The sequence below is a fragment of the [Clostridium] aminophilum genome, from assembly GCF_900101295.1.
GTDB lineage: Bacteria > Bacillota > Clostridia > Lachnospirales > Lachnospiraceae > Clostridium_R > Clostridium_R aminophilum_A.
This window is the reverse complement of sequence record NZ_FOIL01000012.1, coordinates 36,092-62,821: the sequence shown is the minus strand read 5'-3', so window position 1 is coordinate 62,821 and position 26,730 is coordinate 36,092. Positions and strand designations below refer to the sequence as shown.

General features: G+C 53.2%; 22 protein-coding genes. 2 read left to right on the top strand and 20 right to left on the bottom strand.

What is annotated here, in order from left to right; all coding sequences use genetic code 11:
• From BMW41_RS05010 to BMW41_RS04950, 13 genes are all read right to left on the bottom strand, one after another.
• A partial coding sequence (locus tag BMW41_RS05010; protein WP_074649125.1) for a translation initiation factor IF-2 N-terminal domain-containing protein occupies positions 1–713 on the bottom strand: 713 nt, incomplete at its 3' end.
• A complete protein-coding gene (locus tag BMW41_RS05005; protein WP_031471164.1) occupies positions 700–1,035 on the bottom strand; it encodes a L7Ae/L30e/S12e/Gadd45 family ribosomal protein in 336 nt (111 codons plus the stop codon). The genes BMW41_RS05010 and BMW41_RS05005, both read right to left, overlap by 14 nt.
• Positions 1,019–1,297: an RNase P modulator RnpM gene (gene rnpM / locus BMW41_RS05000; RefSeq protein ID WP_074649124.1), complete on the bottom strand. Its 279-nt coding sequence runs from the start codon at positions 1,295–1,297 to the stop codon at positions 1,019–1,021. The genes BMW41_RS05005 and rnpM overlap by 17 nt, the downstream gene beginning before the upstream one ends.
• 84 nt (positions 1,298–1,381) lie before the next feature.
• Positions 1,382–2,593 carry a transcription termination factor NusA gene (nusA, locus tag BMW41_RS04995; RefSeq protein WP_074649123.1) on the bottom strand — a complete coding sequence of 404 codons (1,212 nt, stop codon included), beginning with the start codon at positions 2,591–2,593 and terminating at the stop codon, positions 1,382–1,384.
• A gap of 24 nt (positions 2,594–2,617) precedes the next feature.
• Positions 2,618–3,082: a ribosome maturation factor RimP gene (gene rimP / locus BMW41_RS04990; RefSeq protein WP_074649122.1), complete on the bottom strand. Its 465-nt coding sequence runs from the start codon at positions 3,080–3,082 to the stop codon at positions 2,618–2,620.
• A gap of 225 nt (positions 3,083–3,307) precedes the next feature.
• Positions 3,308–6,118 carry a translation factor GTPase family protein gene (locus tag BMW41_RS04985; protein WP_074649121.1) on the bottom strand — a complete coding sequence of 937 codons (2,811 nt, stop codon included), beginning with the start codon at positions 6,116–6,118 and terminating at the stop codon, positions 3,308–3,310.
• Positions 6,115–6,753 (bottom strand): cytidylate kinase-like family protein, encoded by a 639-nt coding sequence (locus BMW41_RS04980; protein WP_031471169.1) that lies wholly within the window; start codon positions 6,751–6,753, stop codon positions 6,115–6,117. The genes BMW41_RS04985 and BMW41_RS04980 overlap by 4 nt, the downstream gene beginning before the upstream one ends.
• Positions 6,754–6,819: 66 nt before the next feature.
• Positions 6,820–8,115: a CapA family protein gene (locus BMW41_RS04975; protein ID WP_074649120.1), complete on the bottom strand. Its 1,296-nt coding sequence runs from the start codon at positions 8,113–8,115 to the stop codon at positions 6,820–6,822.
• Positions 8,116–8,205: 90 nt separating this feature from the next.
• Positions 8,206–8,628 (bottom strand): hypothetical protein, encoded by a 423-nt coding sequence (locus BMW41_RS04970; protein ID WP_074649119.1) that lies wholly within the window; start codon positions 8,626–8,628, stop codon positions 8,206–8,208.
• Positions 8,629–8,656: 28 nt separating this feature from the next.
• Complete coding sequence (locus tag BMW41_RS04965; RefSeq protein WP_242870298.1) at positions 8,657–9,073, bottom strand: ATP-binding protein; 417 nt, start codon at positions 9,071–9,073, stop codon at positions 8,657–8,659.
• A gap of 108 nt (positions 9,074–9,181) precedes the next feature.
• Complete coding sequence (locus BMW41_RS04960) at positions 9,182–9,481, bottom strand: STAS domain-containing protein (protein ID WP_074649117.1); 300 nt, start codon at positions 9,479–9,481, stop codon at positions 9,182–9,184.
• A 369-nt stretch (positions 9,482–9,850) separates the two neighbouring features.
• Positions 9,851–10,690: a DegV family protein gene (locus BMW41_RS04955; protein WP_074649116.1), complete on the bottom strand. Its 840-nt coding sequence runs from the start codon at positions 10,688–10,690 to the stop codon at positions 9,851–9,853.
• Positions 10,691–10,792: 102 nt separating this feature from the next.
• Positions 10,793–11,524: a helix-turn-helix domain-containing protein gene (locus tag BMW41_RS04950; RefSeq protein ID WP_074649130.1), complete on the bottom strand. Its 732-nt coding sequence runs from the start codon at positions 11,522–11,524 to the stop codon at positions 10,793–10,795.
• 270 nt (positions 11,525–11,794) lie between these two features.
• Between BMW41_RS04950 and brnQ the strand changes: the two genes are divergently transcribed.
• Positions 11,795–13,198 carry a branched-chain amino acid transport system II carrier protein gene (gene brnQ, locus BMW41_RS04945; RefSeq protein ID WP_074649115.1) on the top strand — a complete coding sequence of 468 codons (1,404 nt, stop codon included), beginning with the start codon at positions 11,795–11,797 and terminating at the stop codon, positions 13,196–13,198.
• 40 nt (positions 13,199–13,238) lie between these two features.
• On the opposite strand, the gene BMW41_RS04940 is transcribed toward brnQ, so the two are convergent.
• The 4 genes from BMW41_RS04940 to aroB all read right to left on the bottom strand — a co-directional run bounded on the left by BMW41_RS04940 (position 13,239) and on the right by aroB (position 18,728).
• Positions 13,239–14,027 (bottom strand): alpha/beta hydrolase family protein, encoded by a 789-nt coding sequence (locus tag BMW41_RS04940; RefSeq protein ID WP_074649114.1) that lies wholly within the window; start codon positions 14,025–14,027, stop codon positions 13,239–13,241.
• Positions 14,028–14,245: 218 nt separating this feature from the next.
• On the bottom strand, positions 14,246–16,366 hold the full coding sequence (locus BMW41_RS04935) for a glutamine synthetase III family protein (protein ID WP_074649113.1): 2,121 nt from the start codon (positions 16,364–16,366) through the stop codon (positions 14,246–14,248).
• A 324-nt stretch (positions 16,367–16,690) separates the two neighbouring features.
• Positions 16,691–17,548 (bottom strand): class II fructose-1,6-bisphosphate aldolase, encoded by an 858-nt coding sequence (fba, locus tag BMW41_RS04930; protein ID WP_074649112.1) that lies wholly within the window; start codon positions 17,546–17,548, stop codon positions 16,691–16,693.
• Positions 17,549–17,654: 106 nt separating this feature from the next.
• Positions 17,655–18,728 (bottom strand): 3-dehydroquinate synthase, encoded by a 1,074-nt coding sequence (gene aroB, locus BMW41_RS04925; protein ID WP_074649111.1) that lies wholly within the window; start codon positions 18,726–18,728, stop codon positions 17,655–17,657.
• Positions 18,729–18,964: 236 nt separating this feature from the next.
• On the opposite strand from aroB, the gene htpG reads away from it, so the two are divergent.
• Positions 18,965–20,971, top strand: coding sequence for a molecular chaperone HtpG (htpG, locus tag BMW41_RS04920; RefSeq protein ID WP_074649110.1), 2,007 nt, complete (start codon positions 18,965–18,967; stop codon positions 20,969–20,971).
• 118 nt (positions 20,972–21,089) lie between these two features.
• On the opposite strand, the gene BMW41_RS04915 is transcribed toward htpG, so the two are convergent.
• From BMW41_RS04915 to thrC, 3 genes are all read right to left on the bottom strand, one after another.
• Positions 21,090–23,222 (bottom strand): GGDEF domain-containing protein, encoded by a 2,133-nt coding sequence (locus BMW41_RS04915; protein ID WP_074649109.1) that lies wholly within the window; start codon positions 23,220–23,222, stop codon positions 21,090–21,092.
• Positions 23,223–23,541: 319 nt separating this feature from the next.
• The gene (locus BMW41_RS04910; RefSeq protein ID WP_074649108.1) at positions 23,542–24,696 is read right to left on the bottom strand and encodes a hypothetical protein; all 1,155 of its coding nucleotides are present in this window, start codon (positions 24,694–24,696) and stop codon (positions 23,542–23,544) included.
• 355 nt (positions 24,697–25,051) lie between these two features.
• The gene (gene thrC / locus BMW41_RS04905; RefSeq protein WP_074649107.1) at positions 25,052–26,542 is read right to left on the bottom strand and encodes a threonine synthase; all 1,491 of its coding nucleotides are present in this window, start codon (positions 26,540–26,542) and stop codon (positions 25,052–25,054) included.
• Positions 26,543–26,730 lie beyond the last annotated feature (188 nt).

Sequence of the window (26,730 nt, the reverse complement as noted above, 5' to 3'; positions counted from 1 at the left end):
CCGCCGGAGCGTGCGCCGTCATTTCTGCCCTGATAGCCGCCGGAACGTGCACCGCCGTCTCTTGTACCGCGCGCTCTTGCATCGCTGTTTGCATTGCCGGTGATGTTTCCGCGATTCAGCTCGGTTCTTCTCGCCTCACTGTTGAAATCACGGCCGATGGAAATCGGACCGGTGAAGACTCTCGGCTGATGACCTTCCTTCTTCGGTGCCGGTGCCGCTGCCGCTGCTTCCGGTGCGGCCTGCGGAGCTGCTGCCGGAGTCTCTGCCTTCGGCGCCGGCTTTGCCGCCTCCGCGGTCTGTGCGGAAACCTTTACTCCCTGTACCGCAGACTGTGCTGCCGGTGCACCGGCGTGCTGCGGTCTTGCCGGGCGCTTTGCGCCGCTGCCCGGATGTGCGCTCTTCTGTACGCTGTTCTGCGGACGGAATACCGTCGCGAATCTCTTCTTCGGCTTTACAGTCTCTTTATTCTCTTCCGATGCAGCCGGTTTTGCCGCTTCCGCCTGCGGAGCCTTTGCCTCGCTCTTCTGGACAGCGACTGTCTCTTTTGCTGCCGGCGCGGCCGGTGCTGCGTTAAATTCTTTTTTTACCACTGCTGCCTGTTCCTCCGTAATATTAGAGGCGTGACTCTTGACATCGAAATTGTGCTTCTGCAATACCTCAAGCACTTCCTTGTTTGTCTTTCCGAGTTCTTTCGATAACTCATTTACCCTCATACTCACTACCTCCGTTCTCAATAAGTAACTTTTCGATCTGTCTGGAAAAGCCCGGATCCGTCACGGCCAGCGTGGTGCACATTTCTTTCCCGATCGCACCGCCGAGCTCTTCCTTTCCTGCAAATAAATATATGGGAACTTTATAATGAGTACACATATTCAGGAAGGACTTCTTCGTATTATCGGAAGCTTCCTCGGACACAAGCACCAGGCAGGCTCTGTTCCCCTTAACGGTTTTCTCCGTCATGAACCCGCCGGGCGAAAGCTTTCCTGCCTTGCGCGCAAGTCCCAAAAAGTTCAGAATCTTACTCTTCGCTTCCAAGTGAATTCAACTCCTTTTCCAGTGCTTCATAGACTTCCTTCGGAATTGCCATCTTCAGCGAATGTTCCAGTCCTTTGTTCTTCTCCGCCTTTAAAAGGCACGCAGTATCCCTGCAGAGATAGGCGCCCCGGCCGTTTTTGCGGCCCGTGCCGTCCAGCTCCACATTTCCCTCTGCGTTTCGTATTACACGGATCAGTTCCGTCTTCGGCTTCATCTCATTGCAGCCGATACATTTTCTGAGCGGTATTCTTCTGGTACTCAATTTTTCACTTCCCGTTCGATGCAGATTTCCTTCGGAGTTTTCCGCCGGTCTTCGGCGGAAATGCCTCCTTCAGAATCTTTTCTTTCAGTTCTCGTCAGCCGGAATTTCCTCTTCCGCCTGTCCGTCGATCTCGCTGTCCTCCACAGCCTCACCGATAATCTCGTCGTCGGTGTAACCCTCAAAGCCTTCCTCGTAGCCCTGCTCAAGTTCATCGAGAAGTCCGGATTCTCTTGCCTGTGTCTCACTCTTGATGTCGATGCGGTAACCGGTCAGCTTGGCTGCCAGTCTCGCGTTCTGGCCTTCCTTGCCGATTGCAAGGGAAAGCTGGTAATCCGGAACGATAACCTGCGCTTCCTTTGCCTCCTCATCGGCCGCAACCAGAATAACCTTTGCCGGGCTGAGGGCATTCTCGATCAGAAGAGCGATGTTCTCATCCCAGTTGATGATATCGATCTTCTCGCCGCAGAGCTCGTCTACAACCGCGTTGACACGGGAACCGTTCGGTCCGACGCATGCGCCCACCGGATCGACGTTCTCATCGCAGGAGCTGACCGCAATCTTCGTTCTGGATCCTGCCTCACGCGCGATCGCACGGATCTCCACGATGCCGTCGTGCACTTCCGGAGACTCCTTCTCGAACAGTCTCTTGACCAGTTCCGGATGAGATCTGGAAACAGTGATGCGCGGTCCGCGGTTGGTATCCTTTACCTCAAGAACATAGAGGGTAATGGGATCGTACGGCTGGAACTCCTCGCCCGGAACCTGCTCGTTCTCTTTCAGAACCGCATCCATGTGTCCGAGATCGACGTAGTAGTCGCCTCTTACCTGTCTCTGAACCGTACCCTTTACGATATCCTTCTCCAGCTGATACCACTTCGCGTACTGAGATCTTCTCTCCGCCTCGCGGATGTTCTGCAGCATCTTGCTCTTCGCGTTCTGGGTTGCGATTCTTCCGAAACCCTTGGTATCAATCGGAATGTGAACATGATCGCCGATTCTTACCGTCGGATCCTTCATCTTTGCTTCCGCAAGGCTGATCTGACCGGTCGGATCTTCCGGATCCACCTGCTCGACAACAACCTTGTCATAGTAAACATTCAGTTTTGCCATGCCCGGCGCGAGATCGATCTTGACATGCTCGATGCTTCCGTAGTTCTTCTGGATCGCATTGAGAATGGAATCCTTGATCGCATTGATCAGCGTCTCGGTGTCAATATTGTGTTCGCTAACGACTGCCTTGAATGCGGACTCTCTCTCCTGTGTCTCGTCGACAGCGCTGTTCGCTTTCTTCTTCATTTTCCATTGTCCTCCTGCCGCGGTTTAAAAATCAATTGACTGACGGATCAGTGCAATGTCCGTTCGGTCAAATGTAAGTTTCTCATCGTTGATGGTTATTGTAACGGTATCCGGATCCCATGCGGTGAGCACACCCTCATACTCTTTGCTTCCATCCACCGCCTTGTAGAGGTGAATCTCCACGTTCGAGCCTTCATTGCGCACAAAATCTTTTTCCTTCTTCAGCGGTCTTCCGAGTCCCGGGGAACTCACCTCGAAAATGTAACTGTCCGAGATAAAGTCTTCCCGGTCAAGCCATTCATTCATAATCCGGCTGACATTCTCGCAGTCATCCACGCTGATTCCGCCTTCTTTGTCGACAAATACGCGGAGATACCAGGTTCCGCCTTCTTTGACATATTCCACGTCGACCAGCTCATATCCCATCGGGCCGAGCTGCGGCTCAAGCCATTGCTCAACTTTTGTTATGTAGCTTTCTGCTTTTGTCACAAATTCACCATCCTTTGCCCGCTTTCGGGCGGTCTTCCCTGCGAAGAATTGTTGTATCATGGAAATTTCCCATCACACAAGAAAGAGTGGACCGCTCGGCCCACTCTTCCAATAAGTTACGATATATCTTGACAAAGTATAACATAGTGTTTTCCGGGATGCAAGACCCTTTTTTTACGCAAACAGCGGGCTAAAGCCGCCGGAACATTTTTGCGCATCATTCGCTCACTTTCCCGTGTTTTCACCGTTTTCGTACAGCTTCGCCTTCACCTCGTCCGAAACATGATCCATCAGATAAGTCTTTGTCCCCTGCTGAACCAGGTTCCTCTCCGCGTGTTCCGTCCGGATCAGATTCTCCACGCGGTTCACTTCCGCCTCAAACTCCCGGGAGGAGATCAGCGCCGCGCCCTGACCGCGGATGATCGTCTGTTCAAGACCGTCTGATGTGGCCACCGTAATATGATACTGTTTCGCGTTCTCATGCGTAAATCTCTCGATGTACCGGTCCGCGGTCTCCGCTTCTTTCGTAAAGACGACATGGATGTTGCGGTCGTCAAACCATTCCGTCCGGTGTCCCTGCACGCGGTAGGCATCAAATACGACGATCAGGTAGTAATTGGTGTATCCCTGATAGTTGCACATAATGTCCAGCAGGGCGCTCCGGGCGCTGTCAATGTTTTCTTCCGCGAGCGCCGCCAGCTTCGGCCATGCAAAGATCACATTATAGCCGTCCACCAGAAGATATTTCCGCTCGGAAACCTTCGGTTTTCCCGTTTTTTGGCGGAAGCCTGCACTGTTTTTCGGATCCGCAGCGCTTCCGCCTGCACACTCACGGACACCGGCATTATTTCCCGGCCCGCGGACGCCGGCCGCGGAGATCACCGTCTCACCGGCCGCAACTTTCTTTCTTCTTGCACCCCACCGGTTTCTTCCCAGATCATCGCTCTTTTTCCGGTTTGCGTGGTAGGTACGGCTGATGATCTCATCGATCTCATCCGTGCCGAGGAAGATTTCCTCCGGGCCGCTTCCGTCTGCTCTCCGGCCGTTACGCTCTCCCATGCCGCTTCCCGCGGCGGTTTCGATCTCGGAATCACTCCGCAGCCGGCCCGAATTCTCCGAGAAACAGCTCTCCAGATGCATATAATCCTTCACTTCATCCCACGGGACATAGAAGCCTGCCCCGTGCGTGCAGAAGACGGAGCCGGTCGGGTTGCGCAGATCCGCCTCGGGATCATATGCTTTGGCCTGCACCACTTCCTCGGTGTTGTGACACTCACCGTATCCGGCCGGAGTACAGACAATTCTTCCCTTTCCGCCGGTCGATGCGGCCACCTCCGCCGGATAGCTGTCGATCTCCGATGCCGGCGCGGTCCCCTCGATCACGGCGGTTCCGTCCTCCATCACCGGCATATCGAACTTTGCGCTCATCCGGCCGAGGTCGGTCATCGCCTTTCCGACATAGCTGTCCGGAATCTCCAGCCGGAAACGGTAATACGGCTCCAGCAGCACCGTCTCCGCTTCCATGAGTCCCTGGCGCACCGCACGGTACGTCGCCTGTCGGAAATCACCGCCCATGGTGTGTTTCAGATGTGCCCGTCCGCTCATCAGCGTGATGCGGATATCGGTCACGGGACTTCCGGTCAGCACACCGCGGTGTTCTTTCTCCGCAATATGAGTCAGAATCAGGCGATGCCAGTTTCCGGCGAGACTGTCGAGATCCGCCTCATCCTCGATCGTCACCCCGCTTCCGCGCTCGCCCGGTTCCAGTTTCAGATGAACTTCCGCGTAATGACGAAGCGGTTCGAAATGTCCCACTCCCTCGACAGCCGACGCGATCGTCTCACGGTAAACCACACTCCTGCCGCCGAACTCCACCGTATATCCGGTTCGCTCCCGAATGATATTCTGAAGGATCTCCATCTGAACCGCGCCCATGATCTGCGTATGGATCTCCTTTTTTTCCTCATCCCAGACCATATGCATCTCCGGAATCTCTTCCTCGATCTCACGGAGTTTCGGGAGGATCTTCATGGCATCCGCCTCATCCGGCAGAATCAGCCGGTAGGTCATAATCGGCTCAAGAACCGGAAGTTCGGAATCCTCTTCGCTTCCCAGTCCCATGCCGGCCCGCGTCGCCTGGATTCCGACGACCGCGGCAATCTGTCCGGCCCCCGCCGTTGTGACCGCCTCAAACCTTCCGCCGGAGTAGATCCGGATTCCGCTGACTTTCTCTTCTCCGATCTCATCGCGGACCGACAGTCTTCCGGCCGTAATCTTCATAAAGCTCAGCCTTTTGCCGTCGCTGTCGCGCTCGATCTTGTAGACCTTCGCGCCGAAGGGAGCCGTGCTGTCATATTCCGGTGCCGGCGCATACCGCTCCAACAGGGACAGGAATTCTTTTACGCCGTCATTTTTCAGTGCCGCTCCGAACATACACGGGAGAATCTCCCCGGACCGGATTCCGGACCGGATATGCTCCTCGGACACGCTCCCGGTCTCAAAGAATTCCTCCATCTCCTCCTCGCCGATGGTGGCGGCATTCTCATAAAATGCACTGCTCCCCTCATCCGAAAAGTCCATGAAATTCCCGCCCAGCTTTTCTTTCAGCCCGTCCAGAATCTCCTCTTTGGAATGCCTTGCAAGATCCATCTTGTTGACAAAAAGAAACACCGGAATCCCGTATCTTCTCAGGAGCCGCCAGAGCGTTTCCGTGTGCGCCTGAACGCCTTCCGATCCGCTGATAACAAGGATCGCGCAGTCCAGAACCTGCAGTGTGCGCTCCATCTCGGCTGAGAAATCCACGTGTCCCGGTGTGTCTAACAGCGTGATCTCCATGTTCTCCCCATGGATGACCGCCTGTTTGGAAAAAATCGTGATGCCCCTGGCCCTCTCCAGACTGTAATGATCAAGGAACGCATCGCCGTCGTCGACGCGCCCCATCTTCCGGATTGAACCGGATTCATACAGCATGGCTTCGGAGAGAGTTGTCTTTCCGGCATCTACGTGGGCAAGAATGCCCACTGCCGAATATCTCATTCGATGTACCCTTTCAGTCTGATGTAATTCTTGATCAGTTCCACCGTCTGATCCAGATCAAATCGGGTCGTGTTGACCGTCAGATCATAGTTTTTCATGTCATACCAGTCGCTGTCCGTGAAGTAGCGGTAATACTCTTTCCGCTCACGGCTGATCTGGCGGATGCGCTTCTTCGCACGCTCCTCGTCGACCATATCGACTTCCACCACTCGCTGCACGCTGGTCACGATGTCCGACAGAACAAAGACGCGGACCAAATGCTCGATCTCTTCAAACTGATCGAGAATAAATCCCGATGCGCGGCCGACAAAAACGCAGGGTCCCTGCTCGGCAAGTTCGCGCATCACCTGGGCCTGAAAACGGAACAGGTTCTCCGGGCTGGTAAGATTACTGTCCGGAGACGGCTCTGTGAGGTCAATCCGATGACCGCTGAAACGGGAGAAAATGTTCTTTCCGGCCTTTTCATCCGCCATGCGGAAATACTGTTCGCCGACCGCGCTCTTCTCCGAAGCGATCCGGATCAGATCATCGTCATAAAATCCGGCACCGAGCTGCTCTGCAAGCTTTTTTCCGACGATGCGGCCGCCGCTGCCGTATTCCCGCTCGATTGTGATAATCAGATTGCTGTTTGCCATAGTCGATCCCTCCTGAGCCTGATTCAAATATACGCATTTCCGCATAAACCGGTTTATGACGCCCGGTCACTGCGGCGACACGCTTCCGTCATCGCCGATCATGACGCCCGGTGACAGCGCCCGCAGCGATCCGTAAAAGTCCGCCGCATTCTCTTCCCTATGCGTAAATCCATGCGAAGAAGACGCCGGAATGACGCGGTATGAAACCGAACCGTCCGGCGAAAAAACTACCTGTCCCAGCATCGTAGAAGGAATGGAGCTTCCGAAGATAAAATTCCCCATACTGTAGAAAATCGGTTTTCCCTGATAGAATTCGATTCCCTGCAGAACATGCGGATGACTTCCGACCACGAGATCCGCGCCGGCGTCAATATAGGCATGGCCGTTATCTCTCTGGTACTTCTCCGGTTCCGTATGCCGTTCTAGTCCCCAATGGACACTGACGATCAGAAAATCGCACCGGCTCCTTGCCTCCCGGATGGCCTTTACAACCGGTGACGGATCATAGGCGGAAAATACCCCCGGATGCGATGCCCCGGCGGCCCATCCGCCTTCCGGATAAACCCGGGATGCGGCGATCACGCCGATTTTCTTTCCTCCGGTTTCCAGAATCAGAAGATTTTTCGCCTCTTCCAGATTCGCCCCCGCTCCGGTAAACGGAATACCCGCTTCCCGCAGTGTCTTCAGCGTATCCGAAAGTCCCTCTTCTCCGTAATCGAGAATGTGGTTGTTGGCCAGTGTCACCGCCGACAGACCGATCTCCTTCATGATATGGACATCCCCCGTCGGAAGACGGAACGTGAACTGCTTGTCCTGCGCCTGCGTCCCGCCGTCGCTGAACGGAAACTCTTCATTTGCAAGAAAAAGATCAGAAGCCGCGATGGCATTGCGCAGCCCTTCATCCAGAACTCCTCCGATGCCGCCCGCATTGCGGTACGCGTTCAGAACATGATCCGAGAGATAAATATCGCCGGCAAAGCTGAGAATCCGCTCCGGTTCGCCGTTGCTTCCGTCATTCTGCGTTTCCCGGTCCGAACCGGTCTCGCTGTTGATTACGATAGCATTCCTCTCCGCATCGTTTTCCGGTCCGGATGCTTCCGCTTCCGCACTCCCGGTGGGCTCGTCGACCTCGCTGGCCAGCCCGGTCTCTCCTCCGGGGCCGGTTCTCGCACTCCGGGCAGCCTCCCGCTGAAGATCCGCCACACGGGCAGCCGCCTCACGGTCCTCTCTGACCTGACGGTGAAGCCATCCCGCGGCTCCTGCCGCCAGAAGGACCGCTGCACCCACAGCCAGGATTCCGAAAACCATGCGCCGGCTTTTCCGCTTATCCTGTTTCCTGCTCTTTCCTCTGTTCTCTTCCATTCGACTTACTGATGCTTTATTTATTTCGTTCTGTACTCTGTGCTGCAATCGGCAATGTTCCGCCCTCTGCCGGCAGAATAAAGAGCCCCGTCACTCCTCCGGCGACCAGTTTTCCTGCAGTTTATCGATCTGCAAAATCCCGTCGGTTTTCGCCGCCACCTGGTACTGGTCCTCATAGACGATCTCGCCCGGATAATTCGTGTAGACGAGATAATACGGCTGAGAATACCGGTCAAGCAGCCACAATGCCGGTCGGATCATCTTCATCATTTCTTCGGAATTCTCCGTCTTAAACCAGCAGATAACCGCCTCCTGTTTTTTGCACTGCGGCGGAAAAGGCAGGTGCTCCGCAAACCAGCTGTCGATCTCCAGAAAGAGATCCGCATCCTCGCCGTCCATCACCTGATCCCGGATCATCTGCCAGCACATACTGAATATGCCCTTGGCAAACATTGTATTCTCCGCAAGCGCTTTTCCCTGTATTCTCACATATTTGTATTGATTTTTGCTCATGCCGTCCTGTCTTTCCGCAATATCGGACTCAGCAGCGCTTGATCAGCGTCAGCACATTCCAGCCGTCCTTAAACTCATAGAGCACATCATCCATGCTCTTTTTTACCATATAAACTCCGAGTCCGCCGATCTCCCTGTCCTCTGCTGCCAGAGTGACATCCGGATCCCCCTTCTCCAGCGGATTATACGGGATCCCGCAGTCTGCAAGAGCAATCCGGACCATTCCGGTTTCTTCGTCCGATTCTACTTTCAGAATTGCCTTTCCGGTTTCCGGCGAATATGCATAACTTGCTATGTTCACGAAAATTTCTTCCACTGCGATATCAATCTGCATACGGGCTTTCGCAGAACAATTCAATCTGTCCAGATGTTCGTCCACAAAATCCAACACTGCCTGCAGATTCTCGGTCGTCGCATCAATCTGCAGTTCATGTTTCTCTACCACCGTGATCGCCTCCTCCCTCACGTCGGAGCCGTCTGAAAGCGCTCCCTTGTCAAAGGTCCCCCGAACCGCTGCTGCGCGGTCCGGATTTTTCAGGATCGTTGCCGGTTATCACTCGATAGTCAGAATATCCGAGAATCCGGTCACATCAAAGATCTCCCGGATTTCTTCCGAAATATTGCGTACGACCATGCTTCCCTGCTTGTTCATGATCTTCTGGGATGCCAGCAGTACACGAAGACCTGCGGATGAAATATACTCCAGCTTGGAGCAGTCAAATTCCAGTTTTTCCACCCCGGCGGTGTTCTCTTTTACAACTGCTTCCAGTTCCGGTGCCGTTGTCGTATCCAGTCTTCCCGTCAGTGCCAGTGTCAGTGCCTTTTCTTCCGCATGCTTATCGATCTGAAGCATAATGTTCTCCTTTCGTGCAAGCCCTCTTTGAGAGGACTTCTCCCTGAATTTATTTTGGAGGTTCTCCTATTAAAAGATTACCACATTGTGCGTCAATTCGAAAGACAGATATGATTTTTTTCTGTCCCGAAATAATCCGGAGCGCTTTCCTGCGGCAGGAACAAAGTCCGCGGAGCGTTTTTATTTCATAGGGAATTTCGGAGAAATTTCCTATGAAAAAGCCGCGCCCCGCCCGGGATCCCGGACAGGAACGCAGCTCTTTTGCAGGAATGTTTTACATTTTTTCATTCCGTATATTCTATTCTCACCGTCTCCGTCGGACGCACCGCACTTTCCCCGCGCCGTACCGTCCCGCTCTTTTCCTCAGAATCAGAACGTCACGATGATTCCGCCGTCGCTGGCATATACCGTGGATACACCGGCGGCATCCACGATCACCGCATCGCGGAATTTTACCTGGGATGTCAGCATATCCCGCACTTTTTCCGCGCGCTCCCGGCAGTTCACATTTGTGATGCACAGACGCTTCTTCTCAAAGTCCGTACCCTCATTCACCGCAATCGAGACCATCTTCTTCAGAGCACGGTCAATTCCTCTCTCCTGACCGAGTTTATGGATCACTCCGCCGATTCCTGCCATGACAAGCTTGATATTCAGCACGGTGACGATCACGGAAGCAAGTCCGGTCAGCCGGCCGTTCTTCTTGAGCGCATCGAGACTCTCCAGAACAAACAGCGTCTTCATCCCGTCACGGTATTCGGTAATCGCCTCCACGATCTCCTCAAACGTTTTCCCCTCCTCGCAGAGTTCCTGCAGGCGAAGACAGATATTGGTCTGCCCGCAGCCGGCCGACAGCGCATCCACGATAAAGATCTTCTTGTCCTCTCCGTGGTGCTCCTCATACATCTGTTTTGCGATAACCGCCGACTGATAAGAACCGCTGAGTTTGCTGGATAAGGTAACCGCAAAGACCATATCCGCATCGCACTCGAATTCTCTCAGATACTGCTCCGGCGACGGGCAGGCGGTCTTCGGTCCTTCCGGACTCTCGGCAACCAGTTTTAAAAATGCCTTTTGGTCGAAACTCTCGTCATCCGTGACATGTGTGTCTCCGACGATCAGTGTCAGCGGGACAAAGCGGAAGTGCGGGTCCTGTTTCATTGCTTCTGTCGGATCGGAACAGCTGTCACCAACAATTCTGTAGCTCATTACGGCCTCCTGGTAAAATTACGCAACCGCGTAACATAGTTTTCGATACGATATATTATAGTAATGCCCTGTGCCGCTGTCAAGAATTGCCGTTTTTCGCCGTCACACATTCGTCACGAGCAGACGGTTCAGCTTCTTCATCCGCTTCAGCTCCGCATCGGTAAAGAGAAGCTTGCTCCGGAAATCCTCCGTCGGCTCCTTTGGCGTGAGTGTCAGAAGACATTTGAACGAGCAGGGAACCAGATCCGCCGTGGAAATGCTGCACAGAAGTCCCACCGTCTCATCCCGCAGCTCCAGCGGATTAAAGATGTAGAGCAGCGCCTCCTCCAGAGTGTTGCACGAATTGATGAAAGAAAAGCGGATCAGCATCTCGCCGTAGATCACTTTCCCGGTGTAGAACAGTTCACTGGTGCGTCCGCTGGGCGACACGATGCAGATCGACAGTGTACAGCTGTAATCCCCGGTTTTCGGATCCCGCTCACCGATGTTGATGATCCCGTCCTTCAGATGATTATACCGGCCGTCATAAAAGTAAAAATACATCCGTTTGGATTTAAAGAACGGGCTTTCGTCCGTATGTCCCGGAAGAATATCCTCCGGATCATCCTTTTCCGGAAGCGGCATGTCGATCAGTTCGTTCATCGGTACATTCAGCGCGCAGCAGATATCATAGAGCGAATTCACGTCGATGGAAATGTCTCCGTTCTCGTACTTGCACATCGTCGCCCGGCTCTTGTGAATCCGGTCCGCCAGCTGCTGAAGCGTGATATGTTTTGATTTCCGGAAGAACCGGATTCTGCTTCCGATCCGGCTCCCCGCATCCTGTTCTGTCATCGTGGTGCCTCCTGTCTTTCCTCTCCCCGACCGCTTTCGGAGTGAAAACCGTCTTATTCCTTCCGGAACAAAAAAGTTTCTTATAAATATCCATTTTGCTCCGAAACCGTATTTTTTTCTGCTGTTGTCCGGATTATAACGCAAAATTTCGCGTAGGGAAACAAAAATATTTTTTCTGTTTCTCTACGCGAAATCTCAATACACTTTTCTATTTTCCATTCCTCTGATACACTGTTACTATTCTACCAAATCATATCAGGAGGCTTTATCATGAAACAAAACCTGACGTTCGGAGAGACCCTCTCCCTGACCAGTATGCTGTTCGGCCTGTTCTTCGGTGCCGGCAACCTGATCTTCCCGGTTTACATGGGACAGATGGCGGGATCCGCCGTCCTTCCGGCCCTTGCGGGTTTTCTCGTCACGGGCGTCGGCATGCCTCTCCTCGGCGTCATCGCCATCGGAATCACCGGCTCCGAAGGTCTGCGCGACCTGTGCCGGAAACGGATCGGCGACCGCTTTGCGTACGCATTTACCTGCGCGCTCTATCTCGCCATCGGACCGTTCTTTGCCTGCCCGCGATGCGTGACCGTTCCGTATGAGGTCGGCATCCGCCAGATCCTTCCGGCGGGAATGAGCAGTCAGACAGGACTGTTTCTGTTCTCTCTCCTGTTCTACGTTCTGACTCTGGCGATCTCCTTAAAGCCGGGCAACATCCTGACCTGGATCGGCCGGATTCTGAACCCGATCTTTTTCGTGGTTCTCGGCATCCTTCTCATCACCGCGCTGACTCATCCGGCCGGAAGCATCGCTTCCTTCGAGGCGGTCGGCGCATACAGCGCAAATGCGGTCGCACAGGGAATCCTTGACGGATACAACACCATGGACGCGCTGGCCGGCCTTGCCTTCGGCATCGTTGTCATCAACGTTGTCCGCAGCCGCGGCGTAACCGATCCGTCAGCCGTAGCCAAAAACACGGTTCGGGCCGGAATTCTGAGCTGCCTGCTCATGGCATTCATCTATGTCCTTGTCGCTCTCGCCGGAGCCGGAAGCCGTGGCTTCGCCGCCCTTTCCGATAACGGCGGCGCGGTTCTCTCCGACATTGCATCCTACTATTTCCACGGATATGGCGCGCTTCTTCTGGCCGGCATCGTCTTCTTCGCCTGCCTGAAGACCGTCATCGGGCTGGTTACCAGCTGCTCGTCCTGCTTCGTGGAAATGTTCCCGGGCGTGCTTTCCTATAAGAAATGGGCGATCCTCTTCTCCACGATCACCTTTGTCATCGCGAACGCGGGACTGTCCTCCATCATCAAAATCTCTCTTCCGGTTCTGATGATGCTCTATCCGATCGCCATCACCCTGATCGTTCTTGCCGTGGCCGGACATATCGTTCCTTTCCCGGTGGAGATCCGTCTCGGAATGATGACCGCAGCCGTGATCAGTTCCGTCTTCGACTTCCTCCGCGCCCTTCCGGCCGACTGGATCGCAGCGGCAAACCTTGGCGGCATACTGGACTTCCTCGAGGCAAATCTTCCGTTCTTTGCGGACGGTTTCGGCTGGCTTCTTCCGACCATCGCCGGCTTTGTCATCGGCGGAATCTGCGCCCGTCTCCGTGCCGGACGTTCTGTACCGGACGCGGATAAGACAGACGATGAAATCAGCGCAGACCGTGCATAACGGTCCGAAACATCCTTTGCGGGTTCCTCCCGCTATCACGTCAGCCGCCGGAGCCTTGTGACCCCACAGGCCCCGGTGCGAAGAATTCGATGATCTTTCCGATCGCAAAATCCATATAATCCGGGTTGGAGAACGGATGGTCCGCATTCTCCACCGGGATCAGTTCCACCACATTGTTTTCGCAGAATTCCTCCGTGACGGAGATCGGCGCCATCTCATCCTTGGTTCCGTGAATCATCAGAATCTGATCCGCATAATCCATATAATCCTTCTGCATAACATCATTTTCTTTTAAACTGTCCAGAAATTCCTGCGTGATTTTGATCTTGCGGTCATACCCCCGCAGAATTTCCTTTCCCTTTCGAAGCTTATCCCAATCATCCTCCGTGATCCCGGCCGCAAATGAATCGTACATCCGCAGCGCCGGACAACGGAACGCCATGCGGTCATAATCGCCCTTTCCGTCCGCCGCCAGAAGAAGGAGCGTGAGGTAGGCTCCCAACGAAGAAGAATAATTATAGAGATGCTCCGCGCCGAGCTCTTTTCTGGCGTACCGGCCCACCAGACGGAGGTAGGTCAGACACTCGTCCAGAATCAGCTTATTGCGGGCGTCTTTGCCGTGGCACGGCCAGTCGAAGCAGATCACCGCATAATTCTTGTACTTGCTAATGATCCGGTCCGCAAATTTTTCGGATGCCTTGTTGTCTTTATTTCCGCCGAAGCCGTAGGTCGCAATGACAACATTTTTCACGGCCCGGATCTCTTTCTGAAAATAGATCTTGCACCGGATACTGAATCCGCCCTCGTTGATATCAAAATATTTCTGCATGATACTTCTCTTTTCTGTAACAAAGTCCGCGGAGCGTTTTTGTTTCATAGGGAATTTCGAAGAAATTTCCTATGAAATAAAAACCAGACCGGGAAGCGCCCGAAAGCACTCCGCCGGCCTGTTATATTCGGTTGGCACGAAGCGCGTTTCGCTCCGCTGCATTTTCCGACGGATTCCTCCGGTTAGGTAAGACTCCGTCAGAGACTGTCCCCGCCGTTTTATACTTCGAACAGCATATCACCGTAACTCGGGAACGGCCACAGATCCTTGTCGCACATCATTTCCAGCTTGTCGGCCGGCGTGCGGAGTGCCTGCATTGCCGGAACAACTTTCCGCAGGTACGCAAACGCTCTCTCCTTCGCATCCGTAACTCCGCTTGCCGCGGCCGTCTCATCTCGGAGCACATGGAGTGCCTTTCTCATCTCGCTGAGATGGCCGGACGTCTCCTTCAGAAGTTCAAGCTGCGCGCTGATATCGGCTTCCGGGCATGCCATGCGGACGCTGTTGATGGAATCCGCAAGGCGGGTCGTGTATTTTACAACCGCCGGAATGATCTCCTTGCCCGCGATGTTCAGCATCGCGGTAGCCTCGATGTTCACGGTCTTTGCGTAAATCTCGTATTCGATCTCCGCGCGGCTCATCAGCTCGACCTTCGAATAAACGCCGAAGGACTCAAACAGCTGAATCGCCTTGTCGGTGGTCAGTGCCTGAACAGACTCAATGCCGGCCTTATAGTTCGGAAGACCTCTTCTCTCCGCCTCTTTCAGCCACTCTTCCGAATATCCGTTGCCGTTGAATATAATGCGGCGGTGATCGAGGAAGAGTTTCTTGATCATGTCATGAAGTGCAAGCTGGAAGTCGTCTGCCTTTTCCAGCACATCCGCCGCCTCACGGAACGCCTCCGCAACGATGGTATTCAGCACAACGTTCGGGCCGGAGATCGACGCCGAAGAACCGACCATACGGAACTCGAACTTGTTTCCGGTAAATGCAAAGGGCGACGTACGGTTGCGGTCCGTCGCATCGGTGGTGAAGTCCGCCAGTGTGTTGACACCGGTCTTCATGATTCTTCCCTGCTTGGAGCCGGTGGCCTCACCGGTGCTGCAGAGCTGGTCAATGACGTCCTCGAGCTGCTCACCCAGGAAGACAGAGATTACCGCCGGCGGCGCCTCCGCGGCGCCCAGTCTCCAGTCGTTGCCCGGAACGGCAGCGGACTGACGCAGAAGATCGGCATGGCGGTCAACCGCTTTCAGGATACAGCCGAGAACCAGAAGAAACTGCATGTTTTCATGCGGCGTCTTTCCCGGATCAATGAGATTGATGCCGTCATCAGAGCAAAGGGACCAGTTGTTGTGCTTACCGGAACCGTTGATGCCGGCAAACGGCTTCTCTGCCAGAAGGCACATCAGGCCCTGATCCTCAGCGACACGCTTCATGGTCTCCATTACCAGCTGGTTGTGATCCTGTGCGAGGTTCGCCTCCTCATAGATCTGTGCCAGCTCATGCTGGGACGGTGCAACCTCATTGTGCTGTGTCTTCGCCGGAACACCGAGTTTCCAGAGGCGCTCATTGACCTCTTTCATGAACGCGCCGACTCTCGGACGGATCGCGCCGAAATAATGGTCATCCATCTCCTGGCCCTTTGCCGGGTTCGCGCCGAACAGCGTTCTACCGGTGTAGATCAGGTCTTTTCTCTTCAGATACTGCTTCTTATCGATCAGGAAATACTCCTGCTCCGGTCCCACCGACACATACACGCGATGGGATGTGGTGTTGCCGAACAGGCGGAGAATACGAAGTGACTGCGTATTGATCGCCTGCAGAGACCGCAGAAGCGGTGTCTTCTTATCCAGCGCTTCACCGGTATAAGAGCAGAATGCGGTCGGAATGTAGAGGGTCGGTCCCTGCGCGTCATAGCGAAGGAAGGCCGGGGACGTGCAGTCCCATGTAGTATATCCTCTCGCCTCGAAGGTGGAACGAAGTCCGCCGGACGGAAACGAGGAGGCATCCGGTTCACCGCGAATCAGCTCTTTCCCGGAAAACTCCATAATGACATGTCGTTTTTCATCCGGTACGGAGATGAAAGAATCGTGTTTTTCCGCGGTGACATCGGTCAGCGGCTGGAACCAGTGAGAGTAGTGGGTTGCTCCGTGAGAGATCGCCCAGTTCTTCATGGCCTCGGCAACGATGTCCGCGATGGACGGGTCCAGATCGGTGCCCTCATCGATGGTGCGGCGGAGTTTCTTGTATACAGCCTTCGGAAGGCTCTCTTTCATGACATCGTCATTAAATACATTCTCTCCGAATAATGCAGGAACATTGATGTTGTTTTCTTTCATATAACTGCTTCCTGACTGCCGGAATTGCAGCTCCGGCGGGGCGCGGTAATCGGGTTACTCTGTAAAATTCTTTATATTTATACCAAAAATGTCAAAAAAATTCAATTCGATGTTCGGAATCATTCATCTCATTCATGGCGGTTCCTGCAGGCGCGGCCGCCTCCGGCCTTTTGCCCCGGCGGGGCGAATCACACCTCCCGGATTTCCGGCATTCCGCGGCAGCTGCCAGTGACCCGTGCAGGCGCGGGCCTGAGTTCAATGTCTGCGCACAAAAACGGCATGCCGCAGGTTTCCCCGCCGCATGCCGAATCCATCGAACTTTTATTATGCTTTTCCGGAAATGCCGAACATATCCATCTTGATGCCGACAATCTCCTTGATTGCCTCTGCACCCGGAAGAAGAAGTTTTCTCGGATCATATCCCTTGCCCTCAAGGTCTTTTCCTTCCTCGATGTACTTGCGGGTAGCTTCCTGGAAGTACAGCTGACACTCCGTATTGACATTGATCTTTGCAACGCCGAGGCTGATTGCCTTCTGGATCTGCTCATCCGGAATTCCGGTACCGCCGTGAAGAACCAGCGGAAGACCCTTTACCGCCTTCTTGACCGCATCGAGAGTCTCAAAGCTGAGACCAGCCCAGTCTGCCGGATACTTTCCGTGAATATTGCCGATTCCCGCTGCAAGGAAGTCTACGCCGAGTTCCGCGATCTTTGCACACTCTTCCGGATCTGCGAACTCACCCTTGTTGGAAACTCCGTTCTCGCCAATTGCACCGACCTCTGCCTCGATGGACATTCCGAGGTGATGTGCAACATTGACAAGTTCTTTGGTCTTCTCAAGATTCTCCTCGAAAGAATACTTGGAACCATCAAACATGATCGATGTAAATCCAGCCTCAATGCACTTATAGCAGCCCTCATATGTTCCGTGGTCAAGATGAAGCGCAACCGGAACCGTGATGCCAAGCTCTCCAACCATGGCATGTACCATAGCGGATACGGTCTTGAAGCCGCCCATGTACTTACCGGCACCTTCCGAAACGCCGAGGATGATCGGAGCCTTCTTTGCTTCCGCTTCCAGAAGACAGGACTTTGTCCACTCCAGGTTGTTGATGTTGAAATGACCTACTGCGTAATGGCCTTCATTCGCTGCTTTGACCATCTCTGCTGCATTAACGAGCATGAATATTTCCTCCTTATCATTGGAAGTGCAGTCCATCGGTGCAACTGCAAAACACTGAGATAGAGTGATTATATAACAATTTCGAAGAAAATGCAAAAGAAGTCTGTCAATTATATAACGATCGGATCAGTTCCTCCGTCGGCATAAACCGGTCTTCTCCGTCTCCGAGTTCCTTCAGATAAATAAAGTGTATCTTTGCCCCGCGGTTCTTTTTGTCCTTGCCGATGGTGCGCCGCACCTCTTCCTCGGTCACGCGGATCTCACACGGAAGATCGTATTTTTTCAGCACCGCGCAGATCCGGTCCGCCGTTCCCGCCGGGGTAATTCCCATCTTCTCGCCGATCCGAGCCGCCGTCACCATGCCGGCTGCCACGCCCTCCCCGTGAGTGTAGGTCTCGAAACCGTAGGTCTGCTCATAAACGTGCCCGAAGGTGTGCCCGTAATTCAGAACGAGGCGTCCGCCGTGGGCACCCCCGTTGTCCAGTTCGTCCTCGACCACCGTCGCCCGCTTGATATCGCAGCACCGGAGAATGACGTCGCCGATATGGCTCATCACTCCTGCCCGTCCGCCGTCGCGGTCAAGCTGTGCGAACAGCTCCGGGTCCCGGATTGCCCCGTATTTGATCACTTCACCCATTCCGTCATTGAAGACGCGGTCACTCAGCGTGTCCAGACAATCCGGGTCAATGAAAACGGCCGCCGGCTGCCAGAATGCCCCGGCGAGATTTTTGCCGGCCGGAAGATCGATGGCGACTTTTCCGCCCACCGAGGAGTCGACCTGTGCAAGAAGCGAGGTTGGAATCTGAACAAAGCGGACTCCGCGCAGGATGGAAGCCGCCGCAAAACCGGCCAGATCGCCGACCACGCCGCCGCCGAGTGCAACGACCGTATCAGACCGCGTGATTCCCCTCTCTGTCAGCTCATTCCAGAGATTCAGGAGCATCTCCGGGTTCTTGCTTTTTTCCCCCGCCGGAACGGTAATCACTTCGGCGCGGAATCCTGCACTCTCAAGACTTTTCACCACACGTTCCGCATAGAGCGGACCGACATTGGAGTCAGTGACGATCGCGCAGAACTGCCCGGAGAGAAGCTCCCTGAGATGCTCTCCCACCCGGTCCAGAAGACCGCGTTCACAGAGGATTTCATATTCTTTTCCGGGTACATTGACCTGAAGCTTCATATCGGCTGTCCTTTCCAAATCGTTTTAACGCTTTTAAATGTTAAAGTATGTATACGTTGTACTATAGCACAGTTTTCCCGAAAAACAAGAGTGAATCTGCTCCTCCGGGCTATTAGCACTCACTTTAAACGAGTGCTATTGACTTTCCATCTCCCCCGTACTAAAATATGTGGTGTTGTATAAACAGAAACCGGGATTCCTCCCGGAAAAGCATAGAGAAAGAAGGATGTAAGAACATGGCAGAAAGATCCGGAAGCTTATCGATCAACAGCGAAAACATTTTCCCGATTATCAAGAAGTGGCTCTACTCCGACCACGATATCTTTTATCGTGAGCTCGTATCCAACGGATGCGACGCAATCACCAAGCTGAAAAAACTCGCTCTGATGGGCGAATACACCGAGCCGGCGGACCCGGATTACAAAGTAACGGTATCGGTCAGCCAGAAGAACAAGACCATCACCATCGAGGATAACGGTCTCGGCATGACCATGGACGAGGTGGAGCAGTACATCAATCAGATCGCCTTTTCCGGCGCAAAGGATTTCCTGGAGAAATACAAGGACAAAGCCAATGAAGATCAGATCATCGGTCACTTCGGTCTCGGCTTCTACTCCGCATTTATGGTAGCGGACACGGTTTCCATCGACACCCTCTCCTATCAGAACGGTGCTTCCGCGGTTCACTGGGAGTCCGACGGCGGCACGGAATACCACATGGCAGACGGTGACAAAGAGACCGTCGGCACAAAGATTGTTCTCCACATGAACGAGGACAGCGTGGAATTCTGCAACGAATACCGCGCAAAGGAAGTTCTGGACAAATACTGCAGCTTTATGCCGATCCGCGTGTTCCTGATCAATGAAGACGCCGAGCCGCAGTACGAGGAGATCGAGAAGGACGAACTCACCGATAAGGACACAGTGATCGAGACGGTCATTGAAGAGGCAAAGACCGAGGAGAAAGAGAAGGAAGACGGCACAAAAGAGACCGTGGAAGTTTCTCCGAAGAAAGAAAAATACAAGATCCTGAAGAGACCGGTTCCGGTAAACGATACCGATCCGCTGTGGAACAAAACCCCGAGCCAGTGCACCGACGAGGAGTACAGGGAATTCTACCGCAAGACATTCCGTGACTACCGTGAGCCGCTGTTCTGGATCCACCTGAACATGGATTATCCGTTCAACCTGAAGGGTATTCTCTACTTCCCGAAGGTTAATCTCGAGTACGAGAGAGCGGAGGGAACCATTAAGCTCTACAATAATCAGGTATTTATCGCCGACAACATTAAGGAAGTCATCCCGGAGTTCCTGCTTCTTCTGAAGGGCTGCATCGACTGCCCGGATCTGCCGCTGAATGTATCCAGAAGCGCACTGCAGAATGACGGCTTTGTCAAGAAGATCTCCGACTACATCACCAAGAAGGTCGCTGACAAGCTCTCCGGCATGTGCAAGACAGACCGTGAGTCCTACGAGAAATACTGGGACGACATCGCTCCGTTCATCAAGTACGGCTGCCTGCGCGATGAGAAGTTCGCCGAGAAGATGAATGACTACATCATTTTCAAGAATCTCGACAACAAGTACCTGACTCTGAAGGATCTGATGGAAGAGGCAAAGAAGGAGAACCACGAAAACAAGATCTTCTACGCCACCGACGTGAAGGAGCAGAGCCAGTACATCAATATGTTCCGTGAGGCGAAGCAGGATGCGGTCATCCTGCCGACTGCGATCGACAGCCCGTTCATCTCCAACCTGGAGCAGAAGAACGAGAACCTGAAGTTCATCCGCGTCGACGCCGACCTGAATGACACCATGAAGGGTGAAGTTTCCGAGGATGACAAGAAGGTCCTGGAGGAGAACGAGAAGACTCTGACCGATGTCTTCCGCAAGGCACTCTCCAACGACCGTCTGAAAGTGAAAGTCGAGAAGCTGAAGGACGAATCCCTGTCTTCCATGATCACGGTGGATGAGGAATCCAGACGTATGGATGACATGATGAAGATGTACAGCGCAAACGGCGGCATGGATACCTCTATGTTCGCCCAGCAGGCGGAAACCCTCATTCTGAACAGCGAAAACAAACTGGTAAAATATGTCCTGGAAAACAAGGACAGTGAAAATGTAAATCTCTTCTGCGAGCAGCTCTATGATCTGGCCGAGCTCAGTCACGGAACCCTGACTCCGGAGAGAATGACCAGCTTCATCAAGAGAAGTAACGAGATCCTCGGAAAGATGATGTAATCATCCCTTTCCCGTCCCCGGAAAACTCCTATACCAAAAGAAATCCCCTGCGGGATCGATACCGGCTCATCCGTCATCGGTCCCGCAGGGGATTTTTCGTTTTCATCTTATGACCATCTCATTGTTCTTCGGTTTTCTTCGGCTCATTTTCGCCGTTTTCCCTCGGTTCCTCACTCCCGGCTTCCCTGTTTTCACCGGAGGGCATCTGCATACCGGACTGCTGCTCTTTCAGAATCCGCTTATTCTCATACATGAGCTGATCCGCGCGCCCGTTGACCGCCGCTACACTGCTGTCATGATCAAACCGGGACATACCGCATGCAATCACAATTCCGCCGTTTTTCACCGCCTCTGCATTATGCACATTCATCACTTCCATCAGTGCATCGATGTTTCCATAATCATCGTTCTGGGCAATCACGGCGAATTCATCACCGCCGATGCGGTATACCGGACTTTTCTTGAAAACATTACAGATAATCCGGCACGCATCTCTGAGATACTGATCGCCTGCCTGATGTCCCTGCTCATCATTCACTTTCTTCAGATCATTGAGATCCAGAATCACCACGGCAAATGCCGGGCTGGAACCGTCGTCGATCCGGTGATTCAGACTCTTCTCCGCTTCCAGATAGGCATGCTTATTCTTCACGCCGGTGAGGGCATCCTGCATCGCCTCACTCTTCGCCTGCGCGAGATGTTCCGCGTACTGTGCCTCACGCCTTACCTGGGCATCGACATCGCCGATACCGACAATCAGCCGTTTTCCCTCCGGCTCATCCACCATTGCCGCCTTTGTCTGAACATATACGATACGGTCTTCAATCAGCATCCGATAGCTCAGAGTAAACATTCCATCCTTCTCGATCTCTGCCAGAATGTGTTCTTTGCTGAAAAGCGCCAGAAACCGGTTAAGATCTTCCGGATGAACAAACGAATATGCAAGATCATGCGTCGTGTCGAAGAAATTCATCCCGTATTTGGAGAGTTTCAGCGATTGAAAAGCTTCTGTCGTGCTGTATTCCCGGTAATAGCCATGCACCGGATCCACAATATAAATACAGAGATATCCTCCCATCAGCACCTTGAGCCGCGCATACGCCGTCTGCTCTTCTTTAATCCGCTCAATCATCCTCCTCTGCTGCATCTGTTCGTCGATATCCGTCACGCCGATGACGATTACATTATCCTGATCTTCCATGTGAGTCACTCTCACACCGACATACTGCGGTCCGACATTGTCCACCAGACGGCAGGTATGTACCATGGTCCCGTTCCGTCCCATGCGCTCAATCAGACGCTGCGGTTCCATAATTCTGAGAAATTCGGCGCGGTCTTCCGGATATACGAACTTATTGACTTTCTCCCGGAGTTCCTCATAAAAATTATGACCACGGTGGACTTCCATCATCCCGTTCCGTTCTTGCCCCTGACGATACTCCGTGTACTCTTCGGTATCCAGATTCACGTATACCAGGTCCATATATCCGTGGGCAAGCGCCTGCGAAATTCTGGAATAAACCGCATTGGAGCCTTTCACCTCCTCATATGCATTTTCCAGCCTGATTCGGAACTCCTCCTTCTCATCCGAGATAATGATGGCTCTCAGAAGACAGGTCCCAAGCATATATCCGACGGCGTAGAAGGGAAGATACGGAAAAAACAGCTGACCAAGCAGGCATCCTGCCATAATCATCCCAAACAGCCCCAGCGTCCGGTACCGTTTTCCTTTTCTGAAATTCATATCCGGACCACGGCGAAGAATCGTGGAAAATGCGTATACGGAAAGCGTAACCACCAGCCCGATCTGCAAAAATAAAAGCACATGCCGGAACGAAAGCGGATAATATACACCGTTCTCATCCACCCGGAAGAGTATGGGGTGGAACAGATTGACCAGGGTTATTACCGTGACCAGAACGGCAATCATTCTTCCCGCCTGAACAAAAAAGCCGACCAGCTTCGTCTTTTCATCCAGATATGCCACAATATACTGTGTCCACAGCAGCACTCCCGCCGCCATGGCAATGAAATATACGGAGGTGTCCGCGAACAAAAGGGGCGGAATCTTCCGTTCTTCGATAACCCCCCAGAAAACATCCGTGAGATAATACAGAAAAACCGCAATCAGAAAGCGCCGGTATATGTTCCATGGCCGCTTGGTATAGGCCTGACCGCGGCCAAACAGAATATCCTGATTTTCAATCAAGAGAATAATCGATGCTAAAACTCCGATAATCGAATAATACATTAATTACCCCCCCCCCCGAAAAAATCCGTCTTAAGTTTTTTCGGGTAAGTACACCCATTAGTGATAAAATCATTTTTATTATTATATCATCGTTTATTAACATTTATTCAACGTTTTTATGAAACATTCACTCTTTCCGGCGCGTCTGCCGCATCCGGATCCCAACAGAAGACAGCAAACAGCAGACGACAGGCAGCATATGGCAGACGACAAACAGCAGACGGCAGACGACAAACAGCAGACGGCAGGCTTGGCGAAAACCGCCATGCCTGCCGTCTGTTCTGATTGTATTTCGAATGATCGGAATCCGGTCTTATCCTTAATTCCAGTGCTGTACGCTGCCTGGAGCGCTCTGCGTCGTTCCGGAAGAGGAAGACGAGGAGGATGAAGATCCACCCGGGGCGCTCTCGGAAGATGAAGAGGTCGATCCCGGAGCATTCTGTGACACACCGGAAGAACTTCCGCCCGGACTGCTCTGAGAGGATGTCGTTCCCGCCGGTCCACCGGAAGAAGAATCCGAGGAACTTCCGCCCGGTGCTGTCTGGGAAACCGATGAGGACACGGTACCGCCGCCAGGTGTCGTCTGACTGCTCTGTCCGCTTCCCTTGCTCTGAGAGGTGTATTCACCGGATGCGTTGAAGTTATAGGTCACATTGTCGATCGTGACACTGGTATTGGCATACATCTTTCCGTTGTTGGTATCCAGATAGTAATACTTGTCCTCGATCTTGATCCATCCGGTCATCATATGTCCGTTGGTGTCAAAGTAGTACCAGGAATTATCGATCTGGCGCCAGCCGGTCGCCATTCCGCCGGAGGCTTTCATGTAATAGTACTTTCCGTTGGAATCCTGAAGCCAGCCGGTCAGCATCACGCCCTTGGAATCATCCAGATAGTAGTATACGCCATCGATCTTCTGCCAGCCGGTCTGCATCAGTCCGAGGGAATTCTCCTCTTTGCTGAAGTAATACCACTTGTCATCCATCTTGGTCCAGCCGGTCTTCATCTTACCGTCGTCGCCAAGGTTATACCATTTCTTCTCTCCCTGCTGTTTCCAGCCGGTCTGCATATTGCCCGCCGAGTGGAAATAGTACCAGGACTTGTCGATCTCGGTCCAGCCCGTCTGCATCTTGCCGTCGTCCGCAAGATGATACCAGGCATCGTTCAGGTGAAGCCAGCCGGTCCGCATGGTTCCGTCGGTATTCAGATAGTACCAGTTGTTATTGTAGCGAAGCCAGCCGGTCTGCATCGCACCGTCCTGATTCATGTAATAGTACTTCTTGCCAACCTGGATCCAGCCCTTATAGTAAAAACCGTCGGATTTACGGTAATACCAGTTTCCGTTCTCTTTTACCCAGCCTTCCTGCAATGTGGTGGGTGCCGCAATGCTGTGCATTGCCGGCCCTGCCGCAAAAACGCCGAAGCCGATTGCTGCGGCTGTACTCAGAACCACCAGTTGTTTCGGATAGCGCATATTACCCCTTCTTTCTCCCCCCGGAACCGTAACAGTCCCCTTGTTATAAACGAAGCGGTTCACTGATTCCCGCCTGATCTGCAAGCGAACATTCCGCACGGCAGCCGCTCGCCGGTCTTTTGCTCGAGTGCGGTGATTTCATCACCTTACTCGTCTTCGCAAGCGAACATTCCGCACACCGTGCTCCATGTTCTTGCGACCGGCTAATGTCTGCCCGTGCAAGCACGGCAGCCGCTCGCCGGTCTTTTGCTACAAAAAGCGGGGATACACGTCCCGCGTATATCTCCGCTTTTATTATATCATATTATTTCTGACGATATACTTACGCTTTCCCTACAGTATGACGAAGAAACCCTCACATACCAAGGATCTCCGCAACCGTCTCTTCCATGTTCTGCGGAGTGCACTTTCTGTTGTGACGGATCTCCGCATTGCGGATCTCCGCGATGGCCTGCGGCTCCTCCACTTTGCTGAAATTGTGAAGGTCATCGATGAGTTCAAAGTCATCCTTGTCCTTTTCTCCGTCGCCGAGAATCGCGCACATCACGGCTCTCGCGAACTTATACGGACTTGCGGTGGACGCGATCACGGTCTTGGTGCGGTCGCCGGTTCTCTTGCGGTACTGCTGATATACGCAGGACGCAACGCCGGTATGGGTATCGATCACATATCCGGTCTCGGCTACGCGGTGGATTTCTGCGGCATTTTCCTCCTGAGAAGCATATCCGCCGATGAAATCCGACATCTTCTCGCGCATGCTGTCCGTAACGGTATACTTTCCGGTCTCCGAAAGTTCTTTCATGAGCTCTGCGGTCTTAGCGCAGTCACAGTCGCAGGACAGATAGATGAGTCGCTCCAGATTGCTGGAGATCAGGATGTCCATGGACGGAGAGCTGGTCAGAATGAAATCACGATTGCGGTCATAGGTGCCGGTGGTGAAGAAATCATAGAGAACCTTGTTGTCGTTGGACGCACAGATCAGTTTTCCCACCGGAAGACCGATTTGCTTTGCGATATAAGCGGCAAGGATATTGCCGAAATTGCCGGTCGGAACGCAGATGTTGATCTTCTCGCCGCTCTTGATGCCCTCATCCGCCAGCATTTTCGCGTAAGCGTAAACGTAGTAGACAACCTGCGGAATCAGTCGGCCGATGTTGATGGAGTTCGCAGAGCTGAGCTGGAAGCCTGCCGCCGCCAGTTTCTCGCCGAACGCGCGGTCGTTGAAGATATTCTTTACGCCGCTCTGGGCATCGTCAAAATTGCCGTCAATGCCGACAACCGCGGTATTGTCGCCCTTCTGTGTGAGCATCTGAAGCTCCTGCACTCGGCTGACACCGCCGTTCGGGTAAAATACAATAATGCGGGTTCCCGGAACGTCGGCAAAACCTGCCATCGCCGCTTTTCCGGTGTCGCCGCTGGTCGCGGTCAGAATCACGATCTCCTTGTCCGCATGATTTTTCTTCGCGGCGGTCGTCATCAGATACGGAAGAATCGAGAGCGCCATGTCCTTGAACGCGATGGTCTTGCCGTGATACAGCTCCAGATAATACGCCTCGTCCACCAGATACGTCAGCTTCGCGATGTCCTCGGTGTCGAACTTGGAATCATAGGCACCGTTAATGCAGTGCTTCAGTTCCTCTTCGGTGAAATCGGTGAGGAAAAGCTTCATGACCTCATACGCGGTCTCCTGATAGGTCATTTTGGAGAGTTCTTCCGGTGTCTTGTCCAGTGTCGGAAATGAATCCGGCATGAAGAGTCCGCCGTCATCCGCAAGGCCCTTCAGAATAGCCTGGGATGCCGTAACACCTTTTTCTCCGCCTCTTGTACTGTTATACAGAATTCCCATATGAGTTCCTCCATAAACTTTCACTCAGCAACCATCCGGGCCGAATGCCCGGACACCACCTTTTTGCAATACCATGTATTATAGCGTATTGATTCACAACTTTCTACTGATGAAGTATAACTCTTTTTGCTTGCTCCGATAACCGGAAGTTCTCCGACCGGCCGGTGTTTTCTGCACCGCGTCCGGAA

Coding starts and splice junctions, on each gene's coding strand:
- thrC (WP_074649107.1), bottom strand. CDS start 26,542: ATGGGAATTCTGTATAACAGTACAAGAGGCGGAGAAAAAGGTGTTACG.
- BMW41_RS04940 (WP_074649114.1), bottom strand. CDS start 14,027: ATGCAGAAATATTTTGATATCAACGAGGGCGGATTCAGTATCCGGTGC.
- brnQ (WP_074649115.1), top strand. CDS start 11,795: ATGAAACAAAACCTGACGTTCGGAGAGACCCTCTCCCTGACCAGTATG.
- nusA (WP_074649123.1), bottom strand. CDS start 2,593: ATGAAGAAGAAAGCGAACAGCGCTGTCGACGAGACACAGGAGAGAGAG.
- BMW41_RS04910 (WP_074649108.1), bottom strand. CDS start 24,696: ATGCGCTATCCGAAACAACTGGTGGTTCTGAGTACAGCCGCAGCAATC.
- BMW41_RS04950 (WP_074649130.1), bottom strand. CDS start 11,524: ATGACAGAACAGGATGCGGGGAGCCGGATCGGAAGCAGAATCCGGTTC.
- BMW41_RS04935 (WP_074649113.1), bottom strand. CDS start 16,366: ATGAAAGAAAACAACATCAATGTTCCTGCATTATTCGGAGAGAATGTA.
- aroB (WP_074649111.1), bottom strand. CDS start 18,728: ATGAAGCTTCAGGTCAATGTACCCGGAAAAGAATATGAAATCCTCTGT.
- BMW41_RS04955 (WP_074649116.1), bottom strand. CDS start 10,690: ATGAGCTACAGAATTGTTGGTGACAGCTGTTCCGATCCGACAGAAGCA.
- BMW41_RS04985 (WP_074649121.1), bottom strand. CDS start 6,118: ATGAGATATTCGGCAGTGGGCATTCTTGCCCACGTAGATGCCGGAAAG.
- fba (WP_074649112.1), bottom strand. CDS start 17,548: ATGCTCGTTAATGCAGCAGAGATGGTCAAAGCAGCGAATGAAGGCCAT.
- BMW41_RS04960 (WP_074649117.1), bottom strand. CDS start 9,481: ATGCTTCAGATCGATAAGCATGCGGAAGAAAAGGCACTGACACTGGCA.
- BMW41_RS04970 (WP_074649119.1), bottom strand. CDS start 8,628: ATGAGCAAAAATCAATACAAATATGTGAGAATACAGGGAAAAGCGCTT.
- BMW41_RS04915 (WP_074649109.1), bottom strand. CDS start 23,222: ATGTATTATTCGATTATCGGAGTTTTAGCATCGATTATTCTCTTGATT.
- BMW41_RS04980 (WP_031471169.1), bottom strand. CDS start 6,753: ATGGCAAACAGCAATCTGATTATCACAATCGAGCGGGAATACGGCAGC.
- htpG (WP_074649110.1), top strand. CDS start 18,965: ATGGCAGAAAGATCCGGAAGCTTATCGATCAACAGCGAAAACATTTTC.
- BMW41_RS04975 (WP_074649120.1), bottom strand. CDS start 8,115: ATGGAAGAGAACAGAGGAAAGAGCAGGAAACAGGATAAGCGGAAAAGC.